Origin of the sequence: Pseudomonas persica, from assembly GCF_900291015.1 — a bacterium.
In the GTDB taxonomy this organism is placed as follows: domain Bacteria; phylum Pseudomonadota; class Gammaproteobacteria; order Pseudomonadales; family Pseudomonadaceae; genus Aquipseudomonas.
Window position 1 is genome coordinate 20,889 of the sequence record NZ_OLKL01000033.1, and the last position, 24,068, is coordinate 44,956.

Sequence of the window (24,068 nt, forward strand, 5' to 3'; positions counted from 1 at the left end):
TGACCGAGGTGTCCCATGTCCAGCCTGTTATACGCGCGTGTTCGCGCCAGTGCTCGGTTCCAGCAACTGGTGATGCGCAGGAACCGTTTTACCCTGCGCCTGTTCGTACTGATCCTGGCCACGTTCTATGGCTACATTGCCTTGGTGTCGTTCTGGCCCGAGCTGATTGCCAGGCGCCTGGCCGAGGGGTCGAACATGACCTTCGGCGTCGCGGCCGGCGCCTTCCTGTTCGTGTTCTTCTGTGCGTTGTCGGCGTTCTATGTGTACCGGGCCAATGGCGAGTTCGATCGCCTGACCCAGGCGCTGGTCGCCGGGCTGGACGAGGAGCAGGGCGCATGAAGAAACTACTGCCTCTGGCTTTGTTACTGCACTGCGGCGTGCTGTTGGCCTCGCCCGCGCTCGACGCGGGCCAGCGTCAGCCGCTCAACCTGCATGCCATCGGCATGTTCATGGTGTTCGTGCTGTTCACCTTGTGCATCACCTGGTGGGCGGCGCGTCGCACCCGCTCGACGGCAGACTTCTACAGCGCCGGTGGCGGCATCCTGGGCTGGCAGAACGGCCTGGCGCTGGCCGGTGACTACATGTCCGCCTCGACGCTGTTGGGGATCACCGCGCTCATCTACACCTCCGGCATGGATGGCTACATCTACCTCATTGCCTTTTTCGCGGGCTGGCCGGTGTTGCTGCTGTTGATGACCGAGCGGCTGCGCAACCTGGGCCGCTTCACCTTCGCCGATATCACCTCCTACCGCCTCGACCAGGGCAAGGTGCGCACCATGGCCGCCATCGGCTCGCTGACCGTGGTGTGTTTCTACCTGGTGGCGCAGATGGTCGGGGCCGGGCAGCTGATCAGACTGCTGTTCGGCCTGGACTACCACATCGCCCTGGTGATCGTTGGCGTGCTGATGATGCTGTATGTGACCTTCGGCGGCATGGTGGCGACCACCTGGGTGCAGATCATCAAGGCGTTCCTGCTGCTGGTCGGCGGTTCGTTGGTGCTGTTCCTGGCGCTGCGCGAGTTCGACTTCAGCTATGACACGCTGGTCAGCCAGGCCATGGACACCCATGCTCTGGGCGAACGCCTGCTGGCGCCCGGCAGCCTGCTGGCCGACCCCTTGACTGCGCTGTCGCTGAGCCTGGGACTGGTGTTCGGCACCGCCGGGCTGCCGCATATCCTGATGCGCTTTTTCACCGTCAGCGATGCCCGCGAGGCGCGCAAGTCGGTGCTCTATGCCACCGGGTTCATCGGCTACTTCTTCAATGTCATTTTTCTGCTGGGCCTGGCGTCGATCGTGATCGTCAGCCAGCAGCCGCAGTTCTTCGAAGGCGGGCAGGTGGGGGGCAAGCTGTTGGGTGGTGGCAACATGGTGGTCATGCACCTGGCCCAGGCCGTGGGCGGCAACCTGCTGCTGGGGTTCTTGTCGGCAGTCACCTTCGCCACCATCCTGGCTGTGGTTTCCGGCCTGGCCCTGGCCGGGGCGTCCGCCATCGCCCATGACCTGTATGCGCGGGTGATCATGAAGGGCGCGGCCAGCGAGACGCAGGAGCTGCGGGTAACCAAGCTGGCCACGCTGGGCCTTGGGCTGGTGGCGATAGCCCTGGGCATCGTGTTCGAAAACATCAACGTGGCGTTCATGGTCGCACTGGCCTTTGGCATCGCCGCTTCGGCCAACTTCCCGGTGCTGTTCCTGTCGATGTTCTGGTCGGGGCTGACCACCCGTGGCGCGTTGGCCGGTGGCTACGTCGGGTTGCTCAGTGCCATGGGCTTCGTGGTGTTTTCCAAACTGGTGTGGGTGGATGTGTTGCATTTCGCCAAGCCGCTGTTCCCCTATACCCAGCCTGCGCTGTTCTCCATGCCGTTGGCGTTCTTGGTGGCCTACGCGGTCTCCCGGCTGGACCGGAGCGCGCGGGCCAAGGCGGAAAGGGCGGCCTTCGCCGACCAGTTCGTACGCGGCCAGACCGGCCTCGGTGCCAGCGGTGCAGTCGATCATTGAGTCACAAGTGGCCGCTGGCGGATGAGCGCCTGCGGCCGCGCTCCCTCCTTAGTACCCCCTGAAGACCTCGCCGATGCTGGTGATCGGATGTCCCATGTGCTGCGCCGCCGCTCGGTTGACGAAGGCCGGCCTGGGGGCAAGCAGGGCACTCAGGAAAATGGCCAGCGTCAAAACGGCCAGCAGAAAACCAAATCGGCGCATGTGAACCTCCAACGGTTTTTGTAATTGTTGTTTTCGAGGGCAATCCGAGAGGCGTTGCAACCGCACAATCACGCCTCTTTGGTATCGCCTTCGCGGGCGAACACCTGGGTGGCGGCCACGATGTCCTGGTCGCCATAACCCATCGATTCCGCGCGCTGCGCGACCTGGCACACCGCGTCGAACACTGGCGTCCAGGCCCCTTGTACCTGCAGGGACTGGGCAATGTGCACGAAGGCGTGCGCATGCACATCGAGCCTCGCCTGATCGCCTGCGAAGTCCTGTGTTTCGAGTCGGCGTGTCGCTTCCTCCAGGGCGTCGGCGACGAAAAAACGTGAGGTGTCGAGCAGGAGCCTGGCCGTCTTCGAAACCGGCAGGCCAAACCGCGCGCTCGCACCCACGGCCTCGAAGAACGCAACGATCGCGGCAAACGCATGGGCGTGGAGTACGGTCGCGAAGGCCAATGCTTCGCCCCAGGGAAGGAACACCGTATGCCCGGCGAGCCCTTCAAGCAGCGCCCGGTGCTGCTCGAAAGCTTCACGATCACCGGTATGGATGCTGTGGCTCTCGCGATGGCCGACGTTGCGCGGGTAGGCCACGATCATCCCTTTGACGTAATGGCCGCCTGCCCGGTTGACGAGGCCCTGAAGCGCCAGGCCCTCGTCCTGGGCGCTGGTGGTGTAGTCGACGATCGTACGATTGGCCAGTGCATGCATCACACCTGGCATCCCGAGCACCTCGTGGGTCGCGTGGTCGTCCAGGAGCACGAAGATCGTGGCTGGGCTTGCAACCAGCGCGGCTTCGGCGCTGTCGCACAGGTGAGCCCCGGCGGCAACGAGCGCCGCGGCCTTGGCGGGTGAGCGGTTCCAGACCGCCACGCGTTTGCCTTGCTTGAGCAACGCGTGCGCCATGATCGTTCCCATGGCACCGAGCCCGACCACGGACACATCGAACTCGAAGCTTTCATCATTATTTTGTTCGCACACGGCCAAAGCCTCCTGATTGTTGTTTGACGTGATGCCCCACTGGGGGCCGTTTGCTCACAGCAGGTTCTGCGAACGGGCCCAGCCCGTCGCGTCCGCCAACGTGCGCTCGAAGGCGCTGAAGATCTTTTCGGTATCGCCCTGCGTGGTGATCAACGGCGGGCAGAACGCGATCGTGTCGTAGATGGCGCGAATGATCAGGCCGTGCTTGTGGGCCTGTTTGAACACGTAGCCACCCAATGCACCGGGCTGGGCGAACGGTTGGCCGGTGGCCTTGTCCGCGACCAGTTCGATCCCGCCCATCAGCCCGACGCCTCGGACGTTGCCGACCAGCGGGTGGTCTTCGAACGCGCGCAGGTGGCGCTGGAACTCGGGGGCCAAGCGCTGCACATGGCCAACCAGGTCGCGCTCTTCGATGATGCGGATGTTTTCCAGCGCAACCGCGGTGGCGACGGGGTGGCCAGTGCAGGTCAGGCCGTGGGCGAATGCCCCCAGGCGCTGGCTCTGGCTCAGCAGGACATCGTTGATTGCATCGGACACCACCACGGCCGCCAGCGGCTGGTAGGACGAGGTGAGTTGCTTGGAGAGCACCATGATGTCGGGCTGGATGTCGTACAGCTGTGCCCCGAACATCGTGCCCAGCCTGCCGAAACCGGTGACGATCTCGTCGATCACCATGAGGATGTCGTAGCGCTTGCACACTGCCTGGATCGCCGCCCAGTAGCCGGTGGGAGGAGGGATCACACCGCCCGCTGCGATCACCGGTTCGCCGATGAAGGCGGCAATGGTTTCCGGCCCTTGCGCGAGGATGTAGCGCTCCAGTTCGTTCGCCAGGCGGGCCGAAAAGGCTTCCTGCGTTTCTCCAGGCCGGGCAAACCGGTAGAAGTTCGGGCACGTCAGGTGATGAACCGGGATGGCCGGCAGGTCGAAGTCGCGATGAATCGAGGGGATGCCGGTCAGGCTCCCGGCGGCGACGGTGGCGCCGTGGTAGGCCTGCTGGCGAGAGATGAACGTCTTCTTGTGCGGTTTGCCCAGCGCGTTGTTCACGTACCAGACCATCTTCACCATCGAGTCGTTGGCTTCGGAGCCTGAGTTGGTGAAGAACACGTGGTTCAGGTCGCCCGGCGCCAGCTCGGCCAGCTTGGCGGCGAGTGCCGCCGCCGGGGCATTGGTCTTGTGGCTGAAGCTGTGGTAGTAGGGCAGTTGCCTGAACTGCTCGACGGCGGCGTCGACCAGGCGCTTTTCACTGAAGCCCAAGGCAACGCTCCACAGGCCCGACATCGCCTCGATGTAGGCGTTGCCTTGCTCATCGAAGACCCGCACGCCATCGCCGCCGGCGATCACGAAGGGCCCGACTTCCTGGTGCTGCGCCAGGTTGGTGTTGGGGTGGATGAATGAAGCCAGGTCATCCTGAACGGTTGAAGTGACGTTGCTCATTGGCGTGATTTCCTGCCACGGTGGTTGTCCGCTGCATGCGATGAGCTTGCGTGCGACATCTGTATCGATACAGGCCGCACGACAGGCCCGTGCAGTTACTGGCTCAGCGCTGCCGCGACCGATTCGCCGAAGGCCTGCAGGCCTTCTTCGAGCTGGTCGGTCGGGGTGTTCACCGGTGGCATCAGTTTGATGATTTCGCCGTTCGGGCCGCAGCGGTCGACCAGCACGCCCGCCTGCAGCACGCGTTGCTGGGCATCCTTGGCGAACACGACGTTGCCGCGGCCGAAGTCGATGCCGGCGATCATGCCGCGACAGCGGGCGGATGCGACGCCTGGAATTTCCGCGAAACCTGCGACTGCGCGCTCAATGGCCGCGCAGTTGTTGGCCAGCAACTTCAGGAACGACTCATCGCGCCAATAGCCGAGCGCGATCTGGGCCGTCAGGAACGCCAGTTGGTTGCCGCGGAAGGTGCCGATGTGATCGCCCGGTTGCCACACATCCAGCCCGGCGCGAATCAATACGATCGCCATCGGCAGGCCGAAGCCGCCGATCGATTTGGCGCAGGTGATCAGGTCTGGCACCACCCCGGAGCGCTCGAAGCCGAAGAAGTCGCCGGTGCGGCCGCAACCGGCCTGGATCTCGTCGCAGATGAGCAGCACGCCGTGATCGGTGGTCCACTTGCGCAAGCGTTGCAGCCATTCGTTGGAAGCCGGGTAGACGCCGGCCTGGATCTGCACGGACTCGACGATCACCGCCGCCGGCAGCTCCGAGCCGCTGCCCTGGTCGTTGGCCAGGCGCTCGAGGAAACCAATGCTGTCGAATTCGCCGTAGGGGCTGTCTTCGTACGGCACGAACACTACATCGGTGGAAAGCCCAGGGCCGCGGCGGGTGCGGTTGCCAGTGACGGCCAGGGCGCCGGCCGTCATGCCGTGGTAAGCCCCGTAGAACGATACGACCTTGCTGCGTCCGGTCGCCTTGCGCGCCAGCTTCAACGCCGCCTCGACGGCGTCGGCACCAGTCGGGCCGGTGAACTGCACCTTGTAGTCCCAGCCGCGTGGCTTGAACAGGTCGCGCTCGATCGCTTCGAGGAACTGGCGCTTGGTAGTAGTGTGCAGGTCGAGGGCGTGGGTCACGCCGTTGGACGACAGGTACGCGATCAAGGCATCGCGCATGCGCGGGTCGTTGTGACCGTAGTTCAGGGCGCCGGCACCGGCGAAGAAGTCCAGGTATTCGCGGCCATCTTCGCCACGGATCTTGCTGCCTTGGGCGGTATCGAACACCAGCGGCAAGTCACGGCAGTACATCCGTACGTTGGATTCGAGCCTTTCGAACGTCTCGATGTTGTTCATGCATAACCTCTTGAAATGATCTTGGCAACGTGGGGCGTGGGGCGGTCAGTGCTTGAACATCACGTGGCGTACCACGGTGTAGTCTTCCAGCCCGTACATCGACAGGTCCTTGCCGTAGCCGGACAGTTTCACCCCGCCATGGGGCATCTCGCTCACCAGCATGAAGTGGGTGTTGACCCAGGTGCAGCCGTACTGCAGGCGAGCGGCCAGGCGATGGGCGCGCCCCACATCGGCGGTCCACACCGACGAGGCCAGGCCGTAGTCCGACTCATTGGCCCAAGCCAGGGCCTGGGCTTCGTCCTCGAATTGCGAAACCGTCACCACCGGGCCGAAGATTTCCCGGCACACTACCTCGTCCTCCTGCGTAGCACCGGCCAGGACCGTCGGCTCGAAGAAGAACCCGTCACCCGCGGGACGCTTGCCGCCGGTGACCACCTCGATGTGAGGCAGCTCCCTGGCGCGGTTGACGAAACCCTCGACACGCTCCAGGTGTTCTTGGGTGATCAGCGGGCCCATCTCGGTGGCCGGGTCATCCTGCAGCCCGCACTTGATGCTGGCGACGGCTTCGCCGAGCTTGCGGACGAACTCCGGGTACACAGCCTTCTGCACATAGAGGCGGCACGCGGCGGTGCAGTCCTGGCCGGCGTTGTAGAAACCGAAGGCGCGGATGCCTTCGACGGCGGCGTCGATGTCGGCATCATCGAAGATCAGCACGGGGGCCTTGCCACCGAGCTCCATGTGCATCCGCTTCACGCTGTCGGCGGTGCCTTCGATGATGCGGCTGCCGGTGCGCACCGAGCCGGTCAGCGACACCATGCGCACCTGGGCGTGGCTGGTCAGCGGCTCACCCACCGAGGCGCCGCGACCGTGGACGATGTTGACCACGCCGGCGGGGAAGATGTCGGCGAGCAGTTCGCCCAGTTTCAGGGTGCTCAGCGGGGTGTGTTCCGACGGTTTGAGCACGACGGTGTTGCCGCCGGCCAATGCCGGGCCGAGTTTCCACGCGGCCATCAGCAGCGGGTAGTTCCACGGCGCGATGGAGGCGACCACGCCCACCGCGTCGCGGCGGATCATCGAGGTGTGGCCCGGGATGTACTCGCCCGCCGCCGAGCCCTGCAGGCAGCGCACGGCGCCGGCAAAGAAGCGGAACACGTCGGATACGGCTGGCAGTTCGTCCTGCAGCACGGCGGTGAACGGCTTGCCGCAGTTGTCCGCCTCCAGGCGGGCGAACACCGGCGCCTGGGCGTCGATGCTGTCAGCGAGCTTGAGCAGCAGCGCCGCGCGGTCTTTCGGTGGCGTTTGCGACCAGGCTTCGAAGGCTGCATCGGCGCTTTGCACTGCGGCATTGACCTGGGCACGGCTGGCCTCGGTGGTCTGTACCAGGACACTGCCCAGGGACGGGTTGTACACGGCGAGGTTTTCGCCTTCGCCAGTCACCAGGGCACCGTTGATCAATAGTTTTGTTTGCATGTCGATTTTCGCCGTTTAGCGGCAAGGCCAGGGCCTTGCCTTGTGATTGTCGTCAGGGGGTTCGATGGCAAGGCGACCGTTACGCCAGCGCGTCGGGCACCGGGTTGCGGAAGAAGCTGGTCCGGCAGGCGAGGTAGGCCGCGCCCAGGGCGAGCCAGCTACAGCCCATGATCAGTGCGTCTTTGTCCAGGCTGACCAGCATCCAACCGGCCGTGACCAGGCCAATGAGCGGGAAGAGCACCCCGCGCAGCAGGCCAGCCCCGTCCTTGACGCGTGCATCGAAGGTGAGCCGCAACGCACACAGGTTGACCGCGGTGAAGGCCAGAAACGCGCCGAAATTGACCAGGGAGGTCGCGGTGGCGATCGTCAGGCCAAAACCCGCGGTGCCGAAAATGCCGCAGAGCAGAATGTTGAAGGCCGGGGTCTTGTAGCGCGGGTGCAGGGCACCGAACAGCTTGCGCGGTAGCTGGTTGTCCCGGCCGAGGGCGTACAGCAGCCGGCCGACGCTGGCCTGGAACGACATGCCCGCGGCGAAGTGGGCGATGATGATCCCCGCCAGGACCACGGCGAAGAACAGGTCGCCACCGATCATGCGGGCGATCTCGAACGCAGCCCCGTCCACAAATTCGAACGTGGGGGAGGGGTGCGCCAGGTACATGAAGTACGAGGAGCCAACGTAGACCGAACCGCCGATCAGCGCGACCATCAGGATCGCGCGCGGCAGCGTGCGGCCTGGGTCACGGGTTTCCTCGCTGAGCGTGGACAGCGCGTCGAAGCCCAGGAACGAGTACGCGGCAATGGCGGCGCCGGCCATGCTGGTGGCGAAGGGCACCTCCTGATTGAAGAACGGCTTGGCCGACAGCAGCCCACCAGGGCCATTGGCTGCCACGATGTAATGCACGCACAGGCTGATGAACACCACGATGATGGCCAGTTGCGCGCCCATCAACAGCAGGTTGAAGCGGTTGGCGACCTGGATACCCAGCACATTCAGCAGCGAGGTGGAGACGATGAACCCGCTGATCCACACCCACTGCGGCACGTCTGGAAAGGCCATGCTGAGGTAGCTGGCGCCGAGCAGCCAGATCAGCATCGGGATGAAGAAGTAATCGAGCAGGGCGGCCCAGCCCACCATGAAGCCGAGGTTGGCGCTGAGCATCTTGCGGGTATAGGTGTAGGCCGAGCCGGCTACCGGGAACACCTTGACCAGTCGCCCGTAGCTCAAGGCCGTGAACACCACGCCGATCGCCGCGATCAAGTACGCCATCGCCGTGGTGTTGCCGCTGGCCTGGGTGATCACGCCATAGGTGCCGAAGACGATCAACGGGGCCAGGAACGCCAGGCCGAACAGCAGCACCGAAAACGGGCCCAGGGTGCGCTTCAACGAAGCGCCAGGGGTTGATTCGCTCATGACTGACAGCCCTCACGCTACGAAGTGGTAAGCAGTGGCGACGATTTCACGGTAGGTTTCCACGGTCATTTCCTTGGCATTGCTGCCGTCGGAGAAGTTGTTCTTCGCCTTTTCAGCGATGCTCAGGAAGTCTTCCTCGCGCACGCCCTTCACCTCGGCGAAGCGGGGAATGCCCAGGTCCTTGCTCATCTGGAACAGGTAGCCGACAGCCGCTTCGGCGGCATCGACCGGCGAGAGGTTGGGGTCGATCCCCAGCGCATAGGCGACCTGGGCGTGGCGGGTGATGTCGGCATCGCGGTTGTGACCGAACACGAACGGCAGGAAGATCGCGTTGCCCACACCGTGCGGCGTGTCGTACATGCCACCGATGGCTTCGGAGATGCAGTGCACGCTGGCAACGTCCGCGTTACCGAAGGCCATGCCGGCGATCAGGCTGGCCACCAGCATCTGCTCGCGGGCGTGCAGGTTGCCCGGCTCCAGCACGGCAGGCTTGAGGTGCTGGCTGATCAGGCGGATGGCATGCAGTGCCAGGCCGTCGCTGATCGGGTTGGACACGCGGCCGGTATAGGCTTCGATGGCGTGGGTGAGGGCATCCATGCCGGTTGCGGCGGCAATCGACGCGGGCAGCGTGTCGAGAATATGGGAGTCGAGCAGTGCCAGAACGGGGCCCACCCGGTAATCCTGGACGCTCATCTTGAAATGACGGGCGGTGTCGGTGATCACCGAGAAGCAGGTCACCTCGCTGCCGGTGCCCGCGGTGGTCGGGATGGCGACGATAGGCGGTATGGCGTGCGTGAGCCTGAAAGAACCCTCGTAGTCCTCGATCCGGCCCTCATGGGTCAGCAGCAGGCTGATGGCCTTGGCCGCATCCATCGCGCTGCCGCCGCCAATGGCCAGCAGGCCCTCGATCCCTTTGCCGCGGTACAGCTGCGCCGCCTGGTTGATGTCTTCGCTGCGCGGGTTCGCCTTGACGTCCGCGATTTCATCGAACGAAATGCCTGACTTTTCCAGGCTGGCATAGACGCTGGTCAACAGCCCTGCGGCCTTGACCCCGGCATCCGTGACGATCAGGACGTGCTTGAGGCCAAGGTCACGCAGATGCTCGCCAGTGCGCTCACGCAGGCCTGGCTCCATCACGACTTTGGTGGGGAGTAAGAACTTGAATTCCATACGTACCTCTTGCTCAGTTGTTGTCGTTGTTTAAAGGGCAGTGGAGGAGCATCGCGCCAGGCCGTGGTAGCGGCTCAGGCGTGTTTGAAGCTGGAATGTTGTTGTTTTTGTGTTCGGGTGAAACCTGTTGCGAGAAGCGTTGGTGGAATAAAAAGAGGGGCGGCCAAGCAATGCGCCCCTAAAGGAAAACAGTGCTAACGCATGTGCCCTGCCAGCAGGGAAAGCAGCGTGCTTGACAGGCAGGTTGGGAAGTCATGGCCCATCCCGGGCAACAGCACCAGGCTCGACTGGCGAATGGCGGCGGCCGTGGCGAACCCTCCGCTGGTCGCGACCATGAGGTCTTTGTCCCCATGGATGACCAGTGTGCTGCAGCGAACCCGCTGCAGCTCCTGGGTGCGGTCGCCGGAATTGATGATGGCGCCGATCTGCCGGGCGGTTCCGAGGTTGCTCGCCTCCCCGCCGCCGCGCTCCCAGGCCTGCGTGGCGTAGTCACGCAGGGCTTGCTCGTCGCATTCGAGCGTCGAGCCGATCAGGCGCATGATGTCCACGTAGTCCCGCACGCTTTCCTGCTGGTTGCGCGGCGGGCGGCGTAGCAGCTGGCAAAGGGCTTTGAGCGCGGGTTGGCCGACGCGCAGCGAGCCGGTGGTCGAGAAGATCGAGGTGAGCGTCCTGACGCGTTCCGGGTAACGGGCGGCGAGGGTCTGGGCGATCATGCCGCCCATCGACATCCCCACCACGTGCGCCGTTTCCAGGTTCAGGCTGTTCATCAAGCCGATCACGTCGTTGGCCATGTCGCCCAGGTCATAGCCGGGGGTGCGCTTGCGCAAGAACTGCTGCAGGGCCGTGGGCGGCGCCACGTCAGTGAAGAACGACCGGCCCGAGTCGCGGTTGTCCAGCGTGATGACGCGAAACCCCCGCTCGACCAGGCCGGCGATGATCGGTTGCGGCCAGTAGGTCAATTGCAGCCCCAGGCCGACGATGAGGATGACCGCAGGCGCCGTTTCGAGCCCGTGGCTGCGATAGCAAAGAGGGCGCTTGCCAGGCAGTTCGCAGAAGCGATCGAGGCTCATCCGCGGCTACCCTGTTGCTGCAGCTCGACGTTCGAGCGCAAGGGCGCGCTGGGTACGGAGGAGAACGCCAGGCACTTGTCAGCCACAGCGCCGCGGCGCAGGAGTTTGGTATCGCGGAAGTAATCCATCGACATCACCCAGGGCTCGCTTGGCCCTTGGCGCGGAATGCTGTCCAAGGCGCGTTGCACATAGCCGGCACCGAAATCCAGCAGAGGGCGGGTCTTGATCCCGTCTGGCGCCCGGGGTTCGCAAACGTTGTAGCCGTGGTTGTCCATGAAGCCCAGCAAGCGACAGAAGTGATCGCACAGCAGGCACACTTTCAGGGTCCAGGAGGAGTTGGTGTAGCCCACCGCGAACGCGAAGTTGGGTACACCGGAGAGCATGGTTCCTTTGTAGGCCAGGGTTTCGCTCAGCACCACTGGCTTATCGTCCTTGTACAGGCTGATTCCCCCGAACATCTGCACATTCAGCCCTGTGGCGGTAATCACGATGTCAGCTTCCAACGCCTTGCCGGACTTCAGCAACAGGCCCGATTCGGTGAATCGCTCGATATGGTCGGTGACGATGTCGGCCTTGCCCGCGCTGATCGCCTTGAACAGATCGCCTTCGGGAACCGTGCACAAGCGCTGGTCCCAAGGGTTGTAGGGTGGATTGAAGTGGATGTCGACCGGATAGCTTTTCGGCAGCTCCTTGCGCGTCAGCCACAGAAGCAGTTTGCGGGAAAGCTTGGGGAAGCGCTGGCAGAAGGCCCAGAAGGCAAGGGTGATCCTGGCGTTCTTGTAGCGCGTCAGGGAGTAAGCGGTTTGCTCGGGCAGGACCTTGCGCAGAAACGCCGCAATCGCATCATTGGCTGGCTGGTTGATGATGTAGGAAGGCGTACGCTGCAGCATGGTGATGCTGGAGACTTTGTCCGCCATCGCCGGGATCAGGGTCACCGCCGTCGCGCCGCTGCCGATTACTACGACGCGCTTGCCTGTGTAATCCAGATTCTCTGGCCAGTGTTGCGGATGAACGATCAGTCCCTTGAACTGTTCGGCTCCCTCGAAGCGGGGGGTGAACCCTTGGTCGTACCTGTAGTAGCCTCCCGCGCTGAACAGCCAGCGACATTCGACTGTACGGGCCTGTCCCAGGTGGCCGTCCTCTATCCGCACCGCCCACAAGCCCTGGTCCGTTTGCCAGTTCGCCGAGACGACTTTCTGCTTGTACTGGATGAAGGACTCCAGTTCATGCTCGTCGATCGCTTCACGCAGGTACTCGAGAATGTCTGCGGCGTCCGCCAGGGATTTCGCCTTGGTCCAGGGCTTGAAGTCGAAGCCGAAGGTGTACAGGTCGGAATCGGAGCGGATGCCGGGATAGCGGAACAGGTCCCAGGTGCCGCCCATTCGCTCACGGGACTCGAGAATCGTGAAGGTCTTGTGAGGCTGATGGCGTCGCAGATAGGCAGCCGCGCCGATGCCAGACACACCGGCTCCCATGATCAATATATCGAGTGGCTCAACCGGAAGAGCAGTGTGCGAGGACATAGGGCTTCCCATTATTGTGTTATAGAGGCTGATCTTTTGACTTGATCATTTGACCATGATGAGACGGCCGATTGCCTGGGACAAGGTGCAAAATGCACCGCGAAGTTATTATTTTGGGACGATTTGAACTTTCCAGTTGCCAGGTCCCTGACTCGATCAGCTATCGCTGGGGTCGTGATCAAAGAGCGGGAGCAGGGCGGCTATCTGGACTGCGTGACTTGGGAGGGGCGTTTCGCCCCAGGTGACATCAGGACTTCGAGTCGTTAGGGCATCGATCGGCAGGGGGGCGAGCGGCAAGATGCGCCAGTCCGCCTGTCTGTAAAACCTTATAGATCCCCGGATTGCCGTGTCACACCGGAGAACGGCGCATCCGGATGGTGTCTCAGTAGCTGGCAACCAGCAGCTTGACCGCCTGGCAGGCCGTCTCGGTCTCGGCCTCAAGGCGCTCGGGGTCGCTGTGGGCGGTCCAGGCGAGCAGCAAGCCATCGAAGAGGTTGATCAGCAGTCGACTGACGGTGGTCAGTGCGGCCTGATCCAGCGCATCGCCGGTGGCCCTCTGGATGGCCTGCTGGGTCGCTTCGAGGGAAACGGTATAGATCTTCGCTGCCATTTCCGGATCGTTGCGCAGGTTCCAGAAGAAGAGTTCGAACTGTGTGATGGCCCGCTCGGGGTGCGCGATGAACCACTTGACCAGCAGGCGCAGCATTTCCCCTACCGATTCCGCAGGGGTGGCGCCTACCGGAGCATGCAGCAACGATTGCTGCGGCATGTTGATCAAGGACTCGTAGACCGCATAGAACAACTCCTCCTTGGTATGAAAAACATAATGCAGCGAGGCCAGCGGCGAATCCGCCGCTGCCGCGATGCGCCGCGTCGTGGCGTTGGCTATACCGTGTTCCGCGATCACCTTGATGGTCGCTTCAATGAAATCCTGTCTGCGTTCTTCCGCGCCTATCCGAGCCATTCAGCGTTCTCCCCTTTCGGCCTTGCGCCAACCGCCGGGTCCGGCGTCGGCGGTGACGAATGCTATCGCAAAGTGATAGCCCAATCCATGAGATGAGTCGATGCCCCCCTTTTCGTCCGCGGTCTTGTCGTCGGTATGTGGCCATTGCCCAGCGGCAGATGCTGAGTGCCGTATCTCACCAAGGCCGTGGCGAGGTGGCAAAAACTAGATCAAATGACTTGATCAAATGACTATATTCGTTAATCATGGCAACGCCGAACAGATCATTACGGGCTTCGGCAGCGGCATAAGAGGTTGCTGTGGTGGTTGCGCCGGTGGGACGAGGGGGTTGCCCGAGCTCGCTGGGTAGAACAATGAACAACCGGACAGGTAGAAGGCAGATGGATACACGAAAACTCTCGACGGTCAGCAGTGATGCGCCAGTCGAACAGGTGGTGGAAATCATTCGGCGTGACGGCGGGGTCATCATTGCCGATTTCGTCTCGCCAGAGACGCTCAAGTGCCTCACCGAAGAACTGGACACCTACTTGAATGTTACGCCCTGCGGAGAAGACCCCTATTTCGCAGGCACGCAGACCCGACGTGTCGCTCGCATCATCGGGCGAAGCGATACGGCGGTGGAGGTTGCACTGAACCCGTTGTTCATCGGGGCGGCCAGGCAGATCTTGCAGACACCGACCCATGTCTGGGTGGGTAGCGACCGCATCGAGATGGCTCCTGATATTCAACTCAGTATTACCCAGGCCATTCAGATCGGGCCGGGTCAAGGCCTCCAGCCCCTGCATCGCGACGATGCCACCTCGCTATGGCGACATCCCCAGTTCGGGCGCGAGGCCCGTCTGCAGATCATGCTGGCCATCTCGGATTTCACCGAAGAGAACGGTGCCACGCGTGTTATTCCGGGCAGTCATCAATGGGATGACGAGCGCATGCCGACCCAGGAAGAAACCATCGCCGCCGAAATGAAAGCGGGCTCTGCGCTGTTGTGGCTGGGGTCGGTCTATCACGGCGGTGGCGCCAATACCACAGCGTCTCCTCGTACTGGTCTGACCATGGCCTACGACTTGGCCATCCTGCGCCTCGAAGAAAATCACTTCCTTTCCATTCCCATTGAACGGGTTCGCCAGCTCCCCGCAGAAATGCAACGCCTGCTGGGCTGGAGTGTGAGTTCCACGCTGCTGGGCTGGGTGGAAATCGATGGACAGATGCGTGACCCGCAAGAGCTCCTGAACATGCCTGCTTTTGCCGAGCCGGGAAAAGGCTTCTGAGAGCCTGAGTGTGCACAGTCCGCTGCGTATTGAATTTCTGCCCTTTTGGGCGCAACCAAGGAGATAACACCATGGCGTTCTCAATCGACTCGAAAGTTGGCGAGCTGCTGGATAACAGCACTACGAGCCAGATCCTTGAAAAGCACTTGCCCGGTATCAGTAAACACCCACAAATTGGCATGGCCCGTGGCTTTGCCTTAGTGACGGCGGCGAAATATTCTGGCGGGTTTATTTCTCAGGAAACGCTGAATAAAATCGATAGCGACCTGAGGTCTCTGGCCAACTAATCGCGGCCATGCTGACCTGCTCGTATAACTGCAGTGACCGGTGCAGGTCAAATAATTCAGCCAGTATTTCCCCGCTGATTGGGTTTGCAATGGCCGTCCGATTGGCTGCCGATTTCGACGTGCAGTGTGATATCGATCCTCAGATTGAGAGAGGCTGTTCTCGTGGAACTGATAGAAGTGAGTATCCTGGGCTCATGTATATTGCTAATCATCTGTGGCCTGTATTATGGGGCGGCATTCATCGGGCGAAGAAATTATCTGATCGGCGGAGAGTTTTTGATTGTCGGGATATCCGCGACGAATTTCGCGGTCTTCATCGTTACGGGCTGGCTGGCAAATTATAACGCTGCCATGTTCCTCGATGCTTTTTCCCGAGGCGTTGGAATTCCTGTTATTGCAACGCTTGGCTTGATGGCGGTAACGCATAATTACAAGCCGTCCCCGGTGAGTGACATTGTGCTGTTCCTGGCTGGCTTTGCGGTTGCAGCCATTTACTTCATGTCGAGTTCATTTAAGCAATTCCTGCCGTATTTTTATATAGTGATGTGGTTGGCTTACACAGCGTACCTGGCCTATTTCATCTGGCGACTGGTTTGTGCCAGAGAACCGCTGCATGCGCTGGCTACCACCTTGGGCGGTGTGGCGGGGCTAACGATAGCATTCCGGTATGACTTCTTTCCGATTCCGGGTGACGATTCAAAGATGGTATTCATGACCTTTGCTTTCTTGACCTGGTCGTACTCGATTGTGCAGTCGTTCTATGCCTATGGTGCCCTTCAGCGCTCTAGAAGTGGCTCCGTTGAGGCGTTACTCAATGTTCGTTAAATTGAGCAACACAGGGTGCGCTGTTGTGCTGCCAAGCCTTTATTCGAAGTAACTCCATGTCGGGTCATAGGCCCGCTTCTTTACCGCCTCCAGGGGCGGTTTTTTTATGGCCAATTGATTCATTTCCATTGCTTGAGTTGTCAGTGGAAAGATTAAGGCTTGCGCAACGACAACGGCGGTGTTCGAAGGGCAAGTCTAACTATGCAGTGCGTCATGGTTGGGCATGCACTGGTAACACATGTTTCTTTACTTCCCATTAAGGTGCAGGCACCGGGTGAACATAAATCGCCACTAACGACTAAATTCCTGATTTATCTAACTTAATCATTGCTTGAGACTTCTGGCATATGGCTTGCAAGCTGATCATTTGACATGGTCAACTGATCATGTCAAATGATCAGCTTGCGATAGGTGCCCATTTCCGTGTGGACGGTCGGGTAGCCGGTCCAGGCCCTTTGTTCGAGGAGCCTCCAATGAAAGAAGTATCTACAGGGCAAAAAGACGACGTGTCCGCCCGCTGTATTTTCAGGCAGCTGCTGGTTACCCTCGCGGTATCGACCGCGATGTGCTCGGTACAGGCCGCACCCCAGGGGGCCGGGGAGCTGGGTTCGAAGCTGACGCCGCTGGGCGCTGAGGTGGCTGCAAGTTCAAGCGGGGATATTCCGGCCTGGACTGCTCCGGGGCCACAAGGTGGGGGGTGGAGCTATGGCCAAGTGCGGGGGGAGCACTGGAAGTTCAAGGATGACAAACCCCTCTACAGCATCGACTCGAACAGCGTGGCGCAGTATGCGAGCAAGCTGTCCCCCGGCCAGCTCGAACTGTTCAAGAAGATTCCGGGCTACCGCATGGATGTCTATCCGACCCGCCGCACCTGTGGCGTACCGGACTTCGTGGCGGATAACACGCGGCAGAACATTGGTTTTGCAAATCTCGATTCCACAGGGGTTGCCCTTGAGGAGGCCCATGTGCCGGGCATCCCGTTCCCTCTGCCCAGTACCGGCGCAGAGGTGATGTGGAACATGAAGATGCGCTATCGCGGCCTTGGTGTCGAAATTCCCAAAAGCATTTCAGGCATTTCGCCGCGCAAGGGCGGGGAGTGGTTACGCCAGTCGTCAGACACCTTCTTCTTCACGCCCTGGGGAAAGAAAGGCGGTGCACTTTTTTCGTCCATTGGCCGCTTGGAAAACGCCACGTTCTCCAGTTACCGGGAGCCAGCGGCGCAGGCCGGTCAAGCTGGGGTGCAGACGACTGTCGCCGGCGAGCAGGCCAGCACCTTCTACTATTTCCCCGGCCAGCGTCGGGTCAGGCGCATGCCGTCGTATTCCTACGACGCGCCACAGATCGGCCTGGATAACCAGTACACCGTCGACGAGGCGAACGTGTTCTTCGGGGCCATGGACCGTTTCGATTGGAAACTGATCGGCAAGCAGGAACTGCTGGTGCCGTACAACGCCTTTGGCGCCTATGACACCGCAGCCAAGGTGGAAAGCTTCGCCGGCGACGATTCCATCGCGCCGCAGTCGCGCCGCTACGAACTGCATCGTGTCTGGGTCGTCGAGGCCAATGTTCGCCAGGGCATGCGCCACCAGGCGCCCAAGCGCCTGTTCTACATCGACGAGGACAGCTGGAACCCGTTGCTGGCCGTTGACTATGACAAGCAGGGACAGATCTGGAAGGTGCGTGAAGGGTTCTCGATCCCCGTCTACGAGACCGGCGCGTGCGACGTGCAGGCCCAGGTCCAGTACAACCTGGCCGATCATCGTTACCTGTTCGACATGACCTCGATCGGTGCGGGCAAAAACGATATTCGCTGGCTCACCGAAGACAGCGGCAACCCTCGCCTGAAACGCGACTTCTTCACCTCCGACAACCTGCGAGCCATCAGCGAGCGCTAAACCGACGCCAGATCGAGAGCCCACATGAAAAAAATAATTACGAAAGCGTCAGGCCTTGTCATCGTGTGCGCAACCCCACTGGCAATGGGGTTCACCTTTGAAACCGAAACCGTCAATGGCTCCTTCGACTCCACGATCACCGCAGGCATGGGCCTGCGTACCGAGTCGCGGGGCTGCAACCTGATCAACCAGGGGCCGACCGGGCACAATGTGCCCTCCGGCTGCCTGGCGCAGAGTTCCGGCGTGGCGGATCAGGGCGACCTGAACTACGACCGCGGCGACATGTTCACCAACTACCTCAAGGGCACCCATGAGCTGTTGCTGAAGATGCCCGAGGACTTCACTTTCATGGCGCGCGGCACCTGGATCCGCGACTTCGCTGCCACCGATACCACCGGCACGCTGTCGTTCAACACGCCTGAGAGTGTTGGCAGCAACGGCCTGACTGACGACGCCCGCGACGACCTTGCCTTCAAGGCCCGCCTGCTGGACCTGTGGGTGAGCAAAGGCTTCGACGTGGGTGGGCAGCGGGTCCGTGCGCGCCTGGGCAACCAGGTGATCAACTGGGGTGAAAGCCTGTTCGTGGCCGGTGGTATCAACAACACCAACGCCTACGACTACCAGGCCCTGGCGCGCCCCGGCGTGCAGCTCAAGGAGGCCGTGTTGCCGGCGCCGATGCTCAGTGTCGCCTCGGGCCTGGGGTCGGGCGTCAATGTCGAGGCCTACTATCAGTTCCGCTGGAACAAGAGCGAGTTGCCGCCGGTGGGCAGCTACTGGTCCACCAACAACGCGCTGGGTGAGGGCAGGGGGGACTACGGGTTCTCCGAGAAGGACGCCCGCGACAGCGGCCAGTGGGGCCTTTCACTGCGCTGGCAACCAGAGGACAGCGACATCAACTACGGCTTCTACGTGATGCGTTATCACGACAAGTTGCCGTCGTTGCGCGTCGCCATTCTTGACCCGGACACCTTCGCCGCGGCCCCGACCTGGGAGTACCAGGAAGACCGGATGATGTATGGCATCAGTGCCAACATGCCGATCGGTGACTGGGCTGTCGGTACGGAGCTTTCGTACCGGCCGAAGGACTCGGTCATGCTCAACCCGGTCATCGACCTGTGCTCCAGCAATGGCGGCAAATGCTGGAAGGACGAAAAGAAGTTCCAGTGGCACCTCACCGGCCTGTACAGCTTCACGCCTTCGAACTCCCCGACGCTGCTCGACTTCACCGGAGCCAGCACGGGCACCTTGCTGTCCGAGCTGGTGGTCATCAAATACCCAGGGCTGCATGACGAGGTCAATGGCGAGCCGCTCGCTGCGGGGCTCAATACCTGGCAGCTGGACCCCGCGACCGCACCCAAGTCCCGTGGCGACAAGACCTCCTCGGGCATTAACCTGGACTTCAGCCTGACCTATGACGGCACCTTGCTGCCGGGCTGGCAGGTCACGCCCGGCGTCTTCTATTCGCGCTCGCTGGGGGGGCGGACGCCGAACCTGAGCGCGACCTTCACCGAGGACGCCAGCAGCATGAACCTGTACCTGAACTTCGTGCGGAACCCGGCCAGTTGGCAGATTTCCCTCAACTACGCGAAGTTCATGGGCGGCGACACGCCCTACGATCAGCTTTATCGTGACCGCGATTACGTCGGCATCGCGATCTCCCGCACCTTGTGAGGCCTGCCGTGAACGGTTCTGTAAAGCTATCCGAAGCCCCGGCACGTGGCCTGTTGTCACGTGTCGAGGGTGTGTTGTTCGGGCATCGCCGGCTGGTGCTGGCGAGCCTGGCGGTGTTCACCCTGATCATGGGCTGGTTCGCCGTGCAACTGCGCATGGATGCCGGCTTCGAGAAGCAGCTGCCGGTAGGCCACGAATACATCAAGACATTCGAGGCCTACCGCAATGACTTGCTGGGGGCGAACCGACTGACCATCGTGGTCAAGGCCCGCCAGGGCGATATCTGGAGCGCCCCAGGCCTGAAACGGCTGTATGACGTCACCCAGGCGGTGACCTTCCTCCCGGGTGTTTCGCGCAGCAGCGTGCGTTCGTTGTGGACGCCCAATGCCTTCGTCAACGAAATCACCGAAGAGGGTTTTCGCGCTGATCCACTGGTACCAGGCACGGTATCGCCCGAGCACCTGGATGACCAGATCATCGCTACGATCGCCAACTCCACTGCCCAGGGCGGCTTCATCGGCACGCTGGTTTCCCGTGATCAGAGCAGCGCGATGATCACGGTGGAACTCAACGAGTACGCCACCAATGGCGCCCACCTGGACTATGTGGCGTTCAACCACAGGCTGGAGAAAGAGATCCGCCAGCAATTCGAGGATGGCGATTTCGAAATCCAGATCATCGGTTTCGCCAAGCAGATCGGCGACATCGCCGACGGCGCTTCTGCGGTGCTGGAGTTTTGTCTGCTGGCGCTGCTGCTGACGGCGGGGGCGGTGTACTGGTATTGCCACTCACTGCGCTTCACGCTGCTGGCGCTGGTCTGTTCGCTGGCCTCGCTGGTGTGGCAGTTCGGTAGCCTGCGCCTGTTGGGGTACGGGCTCGACCCGTTGGCGGTGCTGGTGCCCTTCCTGGTATTCGCCATCGGGGTTTCCCATGGCGTGCAGCAAATCAACTTCATTGTCCGCGAGATCGCCATCGGCAAGAGTGCCGAAGAGGCGGCGCGCTCGAGCTTCACCGGGTTGTTGATCCCCGGGACGCTGGCGCTGGTGACCGCGCTGGTGTCCTTCGTGACGCTGCTGTTGATCCCCATCCCGATGGTGCGGGAGCTGGCGATCACGGCTTCGCTTGGCGTGGCCTACAAGATCATCACCAACCTGGTGATGTTGCCGTTGATGGCGTCCTTGCTGAGTGTCGATGACAAGTACGCGACCGCCCAGGAGGTTTCCCGGCAGCGCCGTACCCGCTGGCTGCGTGGCCTGGCCCGGCTCGCCGAACCGCGCAAGGCGCTGTGGGTGCTTGGCGCGGCCTTGCTGGTGTTCCTGGTGGCGATCTGGCAAAGCCATGACCGCGTCGTTGGCACACTGCAGGCGGGTGCGCCGGAGTTGCGCGAAGATGCCCGCTTCAATCGCGATGCGGTCTCTATCGCCAGCAATTACGACATTGGTCTGGACTGGCTCAGCGTGGTGTTCGAAGTCAACAAGGCCCCCTCTGGCGAAGACAGCCAGGTGGCCTGTGAGGATGTCGCCCTGGGCCAGTACCAGGATCGTTTCGTGTGGGCCATGCAAGGGGTGCCTGGCGTCCTTTCGGTCGCGTCCTTCTCCAGCAACATGCGCCAGTTCAACGAGGGCTACAACGAAGGCAACCCGAAGATGGCGGCGGTGCCCATCGACCCGATGAACTATGCCGCGCTGGCCACCGAGGTTGCACGCACGCCCGGGCTGATGCGCACCGACTGCAGCATGTCGGCGGTGCACCTGTACCTTGCCGATCACAAGGCCACGACGATCAACCGGGTGGTCGAGGCCGCCAAGGCGTTCCGCAGCGAGTACCCGCTGCCTGGCATTTCGGTGCGCCTCGCTTCGGGCAACGCCGGGGTGCTGGCAGCCATCAACGAAGAAGTGGAAAAAAGCGAAACACCCATGCTGCTTTATGTCTATGCCGCCATCGCATTGCTGGTGTTCGTGGTGTATCGCGACTTGCGGGCAGTCTTGGTGTGTTGCCTGCCACTGACCATCGGCACCTTCATTGGCTACTGGTTCATGAAGGAACTGCAGATCGGCCTGACCATCGCTACCTTGCCGGTGATGGTGCTGGCGGTGGGCATTGGCGTCGATTACGCCTTCTACATCTACAACCGCCTGCAACTGCACCTGGCCCATGGGCAGTCGATCACCAAGGCAGTGGAGTACGCGCTGCTCGAAGTGGGTGTCGCCACTATTTTCACCGCCATCACCCTGGCCGTGGGCGTGGCCACCTGGGCGTTCTCGGAGCTCAAGTTCCAGGCTGACATGGGCAAGCTGCTGGCCTTCATGTTCATCGTCAACATGGTCATGGCCATGACCGTGCTGCCGGCCTTCGCCGTGTGGCTGGAGCGGGTATTCCCACGTAGGCGCCCTGTGCGCATGACCGGCGCGCTGGTGCACTGAGGAGAGAAGCATGAATTTCAGGTTTTCATTCACCGCGGCCTTGCTCGCAGCAGCATTGCCGCTGCTGTCTCTTCAGGCCGCGCCGTTGCAGGCCGTGCCGGCCGTACAGGCGAGCAATGCCACGCAGGCCACCATGCTGGCCGCAGGCAGGGCCGGGGAACGCGTGGTTGCCGTGGGCGACCACGGTGTCGTGTTGTTGTCCGACGACCAGGGCAAGCAGTGGCGCCAGGCGCGCTCGGTACCGTTGTCCACACCATTGACGGGGGTGGCGTTCGTGGATGCCAAGCGCGGGTGGGCGGTAGGCCACTGGGGCGCGATCCTGGCCACCACCGATGGCGGGGAATCCTGGCAGGTCCAGCGCCTGGCCACCGAAGAGGACCGGCCGCTGTTCGCCGTGCACTTCTTCAATGCCCGGCAGGGGGTGGCGGTAGGGCTCTGGTCGTTGGTGCTGACCACCGCGGATGGGGGCCAGACGTGGGCCGAGCAGCCGGTGCAAGCCCCCCCGGGGGCCAAGCGGGCCGACCTCAACCTGATGGGGCTGTTTGTCGACAGCCGCGGAACGCTGTACGCCACGGCCGAGCGTGGGCAGGTGCTGCATTCCGCAGACCAGGGGAAAAACTGGCGTTACCTGGATACCGGCTACGAAGGGACCCTGTGGTCTGGCGCGGTACTGGCCGATGGGCGTCTGCTGCTGGGTGGCCAGCGCGGCACCCTGTTGCAGGGTTCAGCGGATGGCAAGGGGTTTCGCCGAGTGGCAACGCAAAGCAAGGGCTCTGTCACTTGCGTAGCGGTAGCGGGCTCTCGTGTGTTGGCGGTCGGGCTGGATGGGCTGAGCGTGCAGAGCAGCGATGGCGGGCACAGTTTCCAGGAAACGCAGACAGCTGATGGTCTTTCCCTGACGGCGGCGTTGTTCAACGCCGAAGGCGTACCTGTCTTGTTTTCACGTCGAGGGGTAATGCCTTACCAGGAGTGAAGGGCTGGCCACTCGCTCAGAGGCCAGGCATCGCAAACCGATGGCTGGCCTGTTTCCTTGCCTGGGCGTTCTGGTGGTCGTGGCACCTTCAGACCCAGGCAAGTCAACGTTGGACGCTAGAGCTGAAGGAAATCCGCCAGGTCTGCGTAGTTATGTTGCCAAAGGCCAGGGCTGCCATTGGGGTATTGGGAGCGGAAACCGAGGATCTTCTGAACCCGCGGAGAAAGCGTGCGCACCAGCTCGAGCGGCACGATCAACGGGTAGGCTTCTTCTGGCGTGATGATTGACGCCTGCATCGGGATGGTCAGCCCGCGACGGTAGTCGTCAGCGGTCACGTTGGCCCCGCCGCCATGAACGACCTTGCCGCCGAACAGCACGGCATCTCCGGCTTTCAGCAGGGCAGGAATCGTCATCTCCGGGGTTCCGACATCGTAGAAATCATCCCAGTCCTGACTCCCGGGGATCAACCGCGTGGCGCCGTTTTCCGCGGTGAAATCGGTCAGCGCCAGCATCAGGTTGGTGATGGCGCGTGGCGCATGTTTGTTCATGGCCACGAACGGATGGTACTGCATCATGTCACGGTGCAGCATTTGCGCTTTGTTGCCTGGGCCGATTTCGATCAACTGGGCCGTGGTCAACCACCAGTCACCGCACTCCGGGGTGTAAAGCACGCTCCCCAGTTCGTGGAAAAGGTCGTCATCGAGGATTTCCTCACGAAAGGTCTTGCTGTGGGTGACGAGGTTGGTGAGCCGTTTGGTCTGATGGCCATGGAACTCGGCGATCAGCTCGTGCTCGTGCCTGGAGCCGGCATCGAGCGCGGCCAGGGGGGCGTCGAGTTCGTTATTGATCCGTACGACTTGTTCGGAGGTCATGAAGTTGCGGATGATGACCGCACCTGCCTGATCGCTCAGCAGGGCAATCTCTTGCGCTGAAGTCGAGCGGGTTACAACGGGCAGGCTGGCTAAGGTATTGCGAGAGGCTGGCATTGAAAGCACTCCGGATTGAAAGAACGGTTGGCGTAGGCGGGTTGATGCGCGGTCAACGGGCATCGACGAACAAGCCCGCTTGTCACTGCGCTAAACCCAAAAAAGAACACGGAGCGTCACGGTGCCTCCTTGCATTTTTTGTTCAGGCAGTGAGTTCATGCTAGGTTTCCA

The 24,068-nt window shown here is 61.9% G+C and carries 20 protein-coding genes; 9 read left to right on the forward strand and 11 right to left on the reverse strand.

Features of this window, described 5'->3' with window-relative positions; genetic code table 11:
• Window positions 1-15 precede the first annotated feature (15 nt).
• Both FQ664_RS15620 and FQ664_RS15625 read left to right on the forward strand, forming a co-directional pair.
• Window positions 16-339, forward strand: a complete 324-nt coding sequence (locus FQ664_RS15620; RefSeq protein WP_144173086.1) for a DUF485 domain-containing protein — start codon at window positions 16-18, stop codon at window positions 337-339.
• Window positions 336-1,994 (forward strand): cation acetate symporter, encoded by a 1,659-nt coding sequence (locus FQ664_RS15625; RefSeq protein WP_144173088.1) that lies wholly within the window; start codon window positions 336-338, stop codon window positions 1,992-1,994. The genes FQ664_RS15620 and FQ664_RS15625 overlap by 4 nt, the downstream gene beginning before the upstream one ends.
• 48 nt (window positions 1,995-2,042) lie before the next feature.
• Here the strand turns inward: FQ664_RS15625 and FQ664_RS15630 are convergent, their stop codons facing one another.
• The 10 genes from FQ664_RS15630 to FQ664_RS15675 all read right to left on the reverse strand — a co-directional run bounded on the left by FQ664_RS15630 (window position 2,043) and on the right by FQ664_RS15675 (window position 13,569).
• Window positions 2,043-2,195, reverse strand: a complete 153-nt coding sequence (locus tag FQ664_RS15630; protein ID WP_144173090.1) for an amino acid permease — start codon at window positions 2,193-2,195, stop codon at window positions 2,043-2,045.
• Between the two features lie 68 nt (window positions 2,196-2,263).
• Window positions 2,264-3,178 carry an NAD(P)-binding domain-containing protein gene (locus tag FQ664_RS15635; RefSeq protein ID WP_256675978.1) on the reverse strand — a complete coding sequence of 305 codons (915 nt, stop codon included), beginning with the start codon at window positions 3,176-3,178 and terminating at the stop codon, window positions 2,264-2,266.
• Window positions 3,179-3,232: 54 nt separating this feature from the next.
• Entirely contained in the window at window positions 3,233-4,612 is a 1,380-nt protein-coding gene (locus tag FQ664_RS15640) for an aspartate aminotransferase family protein (protein WP_144173094.1), read from the reverse strand.
• A 95-nt stretch (window positions 4,613-4,707) separates the two neighbouring features.
• Window positions 4,708-5,961 (reverse strand): aspartate aminotransferase family protein, encoded by a 1,254-nt coding sequence (locus FQ664_RS15645; protein WP_144173096.1) that lies wholly within the window; start codon window positions 5,959-5,961, stop codon window positions 4,708-4,710.
• 45 nt (window positions 5,962-6,006) lie between these two features.
• Window positions 6,007-7,431, reverse strand: coding sequence for a gamma-aminobutyraldehyde dehydrogenase (locus FQ664_RS15650; RefSeq protein WP_144173097.1), 1,425 nt, complete (start codon window positions 7,429-7,431; stop codon window positions 6,007-6,009).
• Window positions 7,432-7,510: 79 nt separating this feature from the next.
• Window positions 7,511-8,842: an APC family permease gene (locus tag FQ664_RS15655; protein WP_144173099.1), complete on the reverse strand. Its 1,332-nt coding sequence runs from the start codon at window positions 8,840-8,842 to the stop codon at window positions 7,511-7,513.
• Window positions 8,843-8,854: 12 nt separating this feature from the next.
• Complete coding sequence (locus FQ664_RS15660) at window positions 8,855-10,012, reverse strand: iron-containing alcohol dehydrogenase (protein ID WP_144173101.1); 1,158 nt, start codon at window positions 10,010-10,012, stop codon at window positions 8,855-8,857.
• A 194-nt stretch (window positions 10,013-10,206) separates the two neighbouring features.
• Window positions 10,207-11,082, reverse strand: coding sequence for an alpha/beta fold hydrolase (locus FQ664_RS15665; RefSeq protein WP_144173103.1), 876 nt, complete (start codon window positions 11,080-11,082; stop codon window positions 10,207-10,209).
• A complete protein-coding gene (locus tag FQ664_RS15670; RefSeq protein WP_144173105.1) occupies window positions 11,079-12,605 on the reverse strand; it encodes a flavin-containing monooxygenase in 1,527 nt (508 codons plus the stop codon). Before FQ664_RS15670 ends, FQ664_RS15665 begins: the two co-directional genes overlap by 4 nt.
• Before the next feature lie 382 nt (window positions 12,606-12,987).
• On the reverse strand, window positions 12,988-13,569 hold the full coding sequence (locus FQ664_RS15675; protein ID WP_144173106.1) for a TetR/AcrR family transcriptional regulator: 582 nt from the start codon (window positions 13,567-13,569) through the stop codon (window positions 12,988-12,990).
• Window positions 13,570-13,949: 380 nt separating this feature from the next.
• On the opposite strand from FQ664_RS15675, the gene FQ664_RS15680 reads away from it, so the two are divergent.
• From FQ664_RS15680 to FQ664_RS15710, 7 genes are all read left to right on the forward strand, one after another.
• Window positions 13,950-14,837: a phytanoyl-CoA dioxygenase family protein gene (locus FQ664_RS15680; protein ID WP_144173108.1), complete on the forward strand. Its 888-nt coding sequence runs from the start codon at window positions 13,950-13,952 to the stop codon at window positions 14,835-14,837.
• A gap of 71 nt (window positions 14,838-14,908) precedes the next feature.
• Window positions 14,909-15,124, forward strand: coding sequence for a hypothetical protein (locus FQ664_RS15685; RefSeq protein WP_129364217.1), 216 nt, complete (start codon window positions 14,909-14,911; stop codon window positions 15,122-15,124).
• A gap of 162 nt (window positions 15,125-15,286) precedes the next feature.
• Window positions 15,287-15,949 carry a hypothetical protein gene (locus FQ664_RS15690; protein ID WP_256675979.1) on the forward strand — a complete coding sequence of 221 codons (663 nt, stop codon included), beginning with the start codon at window positions 15,287-15,289 and terminating at the stop codon, window positions 15,947-15,949.
• Between the two features lie 473 nt (window positions 15,950-16,422).
• Entirely contained in the window at window positions 16,423-17,844 is a 1,422-nt protein-coding gene (locus FQ664_RS15695) for a DUF1329 domain-containing protein (protein ID WP_144173110.1), read from the forward strand.
• A 24-nt stretch (window positions 17,845-17,868) separates the two neighbouring features.
• On the forward strand, window positions 17,869-19,515 hold the full coding sequence (locus FQ664_RS15700) for a DUF1302 domain-containing protein (RefSeq protein ID WP_368667968.1): 1,647 nt from the start codon (window positions 17,869-17,871) through the stop codon (window positions 19,513-19,515).
• An 8-nt stretch (window positions 19,516-19,523) separates the two neighbouring features.
• Window positions 19,524-21,938: an efflux RND transporter permease subunit gene (locus tag FQ664_RS15705; RefSeq protein ID WP_144173114.1), complete on the forward strand. Its 2,415-nt coding sequence runs from the start codon at window positions 19,524-19,526 to the stop codon at window positions 21,936-21,938.
• 10 nt (window positions 21,939-21,948) lie between these two features.
• Complete coding sequence (locus tag FQ664_RS15710; RefSeq protein ID WP_144173116.1) at window positions 21,949-22,911, forward strand: WD40/YVTN/BNR-like repeat-containing protein; 963 nt, start codon at window positions 21,949-21,951, stop codon at window positions 22,909-22,911.
• A 116-nt stretch (window positions 22,912-23,027) separates the two neighbouring features.
• Here FQ664_RS15710 and FQ664_RS15715 read toward each other — a convergent pair whose 3' ends face one another.
• Window positions 23,028-23,897, reverse strand: a complete 870-nt coding sequence (locus FQ664_RS15715) for a phytanoyl-CoA dioxygenase family protein (RefSeq protein ID WP_144173118.1) — start codon at window positions 23,895-23,897, stop codon at window positions 23,028-23,030.
• Between the last annotated feature and the right edge of the window lie 171 nt (window positions 23,898-24,068).

Coding starts and splice junctions, on each gene's coding strand:
- FQ664_RS15715 (WP_144173118.1), bottom strand. CDS start 23,897: ATGCCAGCCTCTCGCAATACCTTAGCCAGCCTGCCCGTTGTAACCCGC.
- FQ664_RS15625 (WP_144173088.1), top strand. CDS start 336: ATGAAGAAACTACTGCCTCTGGCTTTGTTACTGCACTGCGGCGTGCTG.
- FQ664_RS15700 (WP_368667968.1), top strand. CDS start 17,869: ATGAAAAAAATAATTACGAAAGCGTCAGGCCTTGTCATCGTGTGCGCA.
- FQ664_RS15660 (WP_144173101.1), bottom strand. CDS start 10,012: ATGGAATTCAAGTTCTTACTCCCCACCAAAGTCGTGATGGAGCCAGGC.
- FQ664_RS15630 (WP_144173090.1), bottom strand. CDS start 2,195: ATGCGCCGATTTGGTTTTCTGCTGGCCGTTTTGACGCTGGCCATTTTC.
- FQ664_RS15620 (WP_144173086.1), top strand. CDS start 16: ATGTCCAGCCTGTTATACGCGCGTGTTCGCGCCAGTGCTCGGTTCCAG.
- FQ664_RS15710 (WP_144173116.1), top strand. CDS start 21,949: ATGAATTTCAGGTTTTCATTCACCGCGGCCTTGCTCGCAGCAGCATTG.
- FQ664_RS15670 (WP_144173105.1), bottom strand. CDS start 12,605: ATGTCCTCGCACACTGCTCTTCCGGTTGAGCCACTCGATATATTGATC.
- FQ664_RS15650 (WP_144173097.1), bottom strand. CDS start 7,431: ATGCAAACAAAACTATTGATCAACGGTGCCCTGGTGACTGGCGAAGGC.
- FQ664_RS15640 (WP_144173094.1), bottom strand. CDS start 4,612: ATGAGCAACGTCACTTCAACCGTTCAGGATGACCTGGCTTCATTCATC.
- FQ664_RS15645 (WP_144173096.1), bottom strand. CDS start 5,961: ATGAACAACATCGAGACGTTCGAAAGGCTCGAATCCAACGTACGGATG.
- FQ664_RS15680 (WP_144173108.1), top strand. CDS start 13,950: ATGGATACACGAAAACTCTCGACGGTCAGCAGTGATGCGCCAGTCGAA.
- FQ664_RS15695 (WP_144173110.1), top strand. CDS start 16,423: ATGAAAGAAGTATCTACAGGGCAAAAAGACGACGTGTCCGCCCGCTGT.
- FQ664_RS15665 (WP_144173103.1), bottom strand. CDS start 11,082: ATGAGCCTCGATCGCTTCTGCGAACTGCCTGGCAAGCGCCCTCTTTGC.
- FQ664_RS15655 (WP_144173099.1), bottom strand. CDS start 8,842: ATGAGCGAATCAACCCCTGGCGCTTCGTTGAAGCGCACCCTGGGCCCG.
- FQ664_RS15675 (WP_144173106.1), bottom strand. CDS start 13,569: ATGGCTCGGATAGGCGCGGAAGAACGCAGACAGGATTTCATTGAAGCG.
- FQ664_RS15685 (WP_129364217.1), top strand. CDS start 14,909: ATGGCGTTCTCAATCGACTCGAAAGTTGGCGAGCTGCTGGATAACAGC.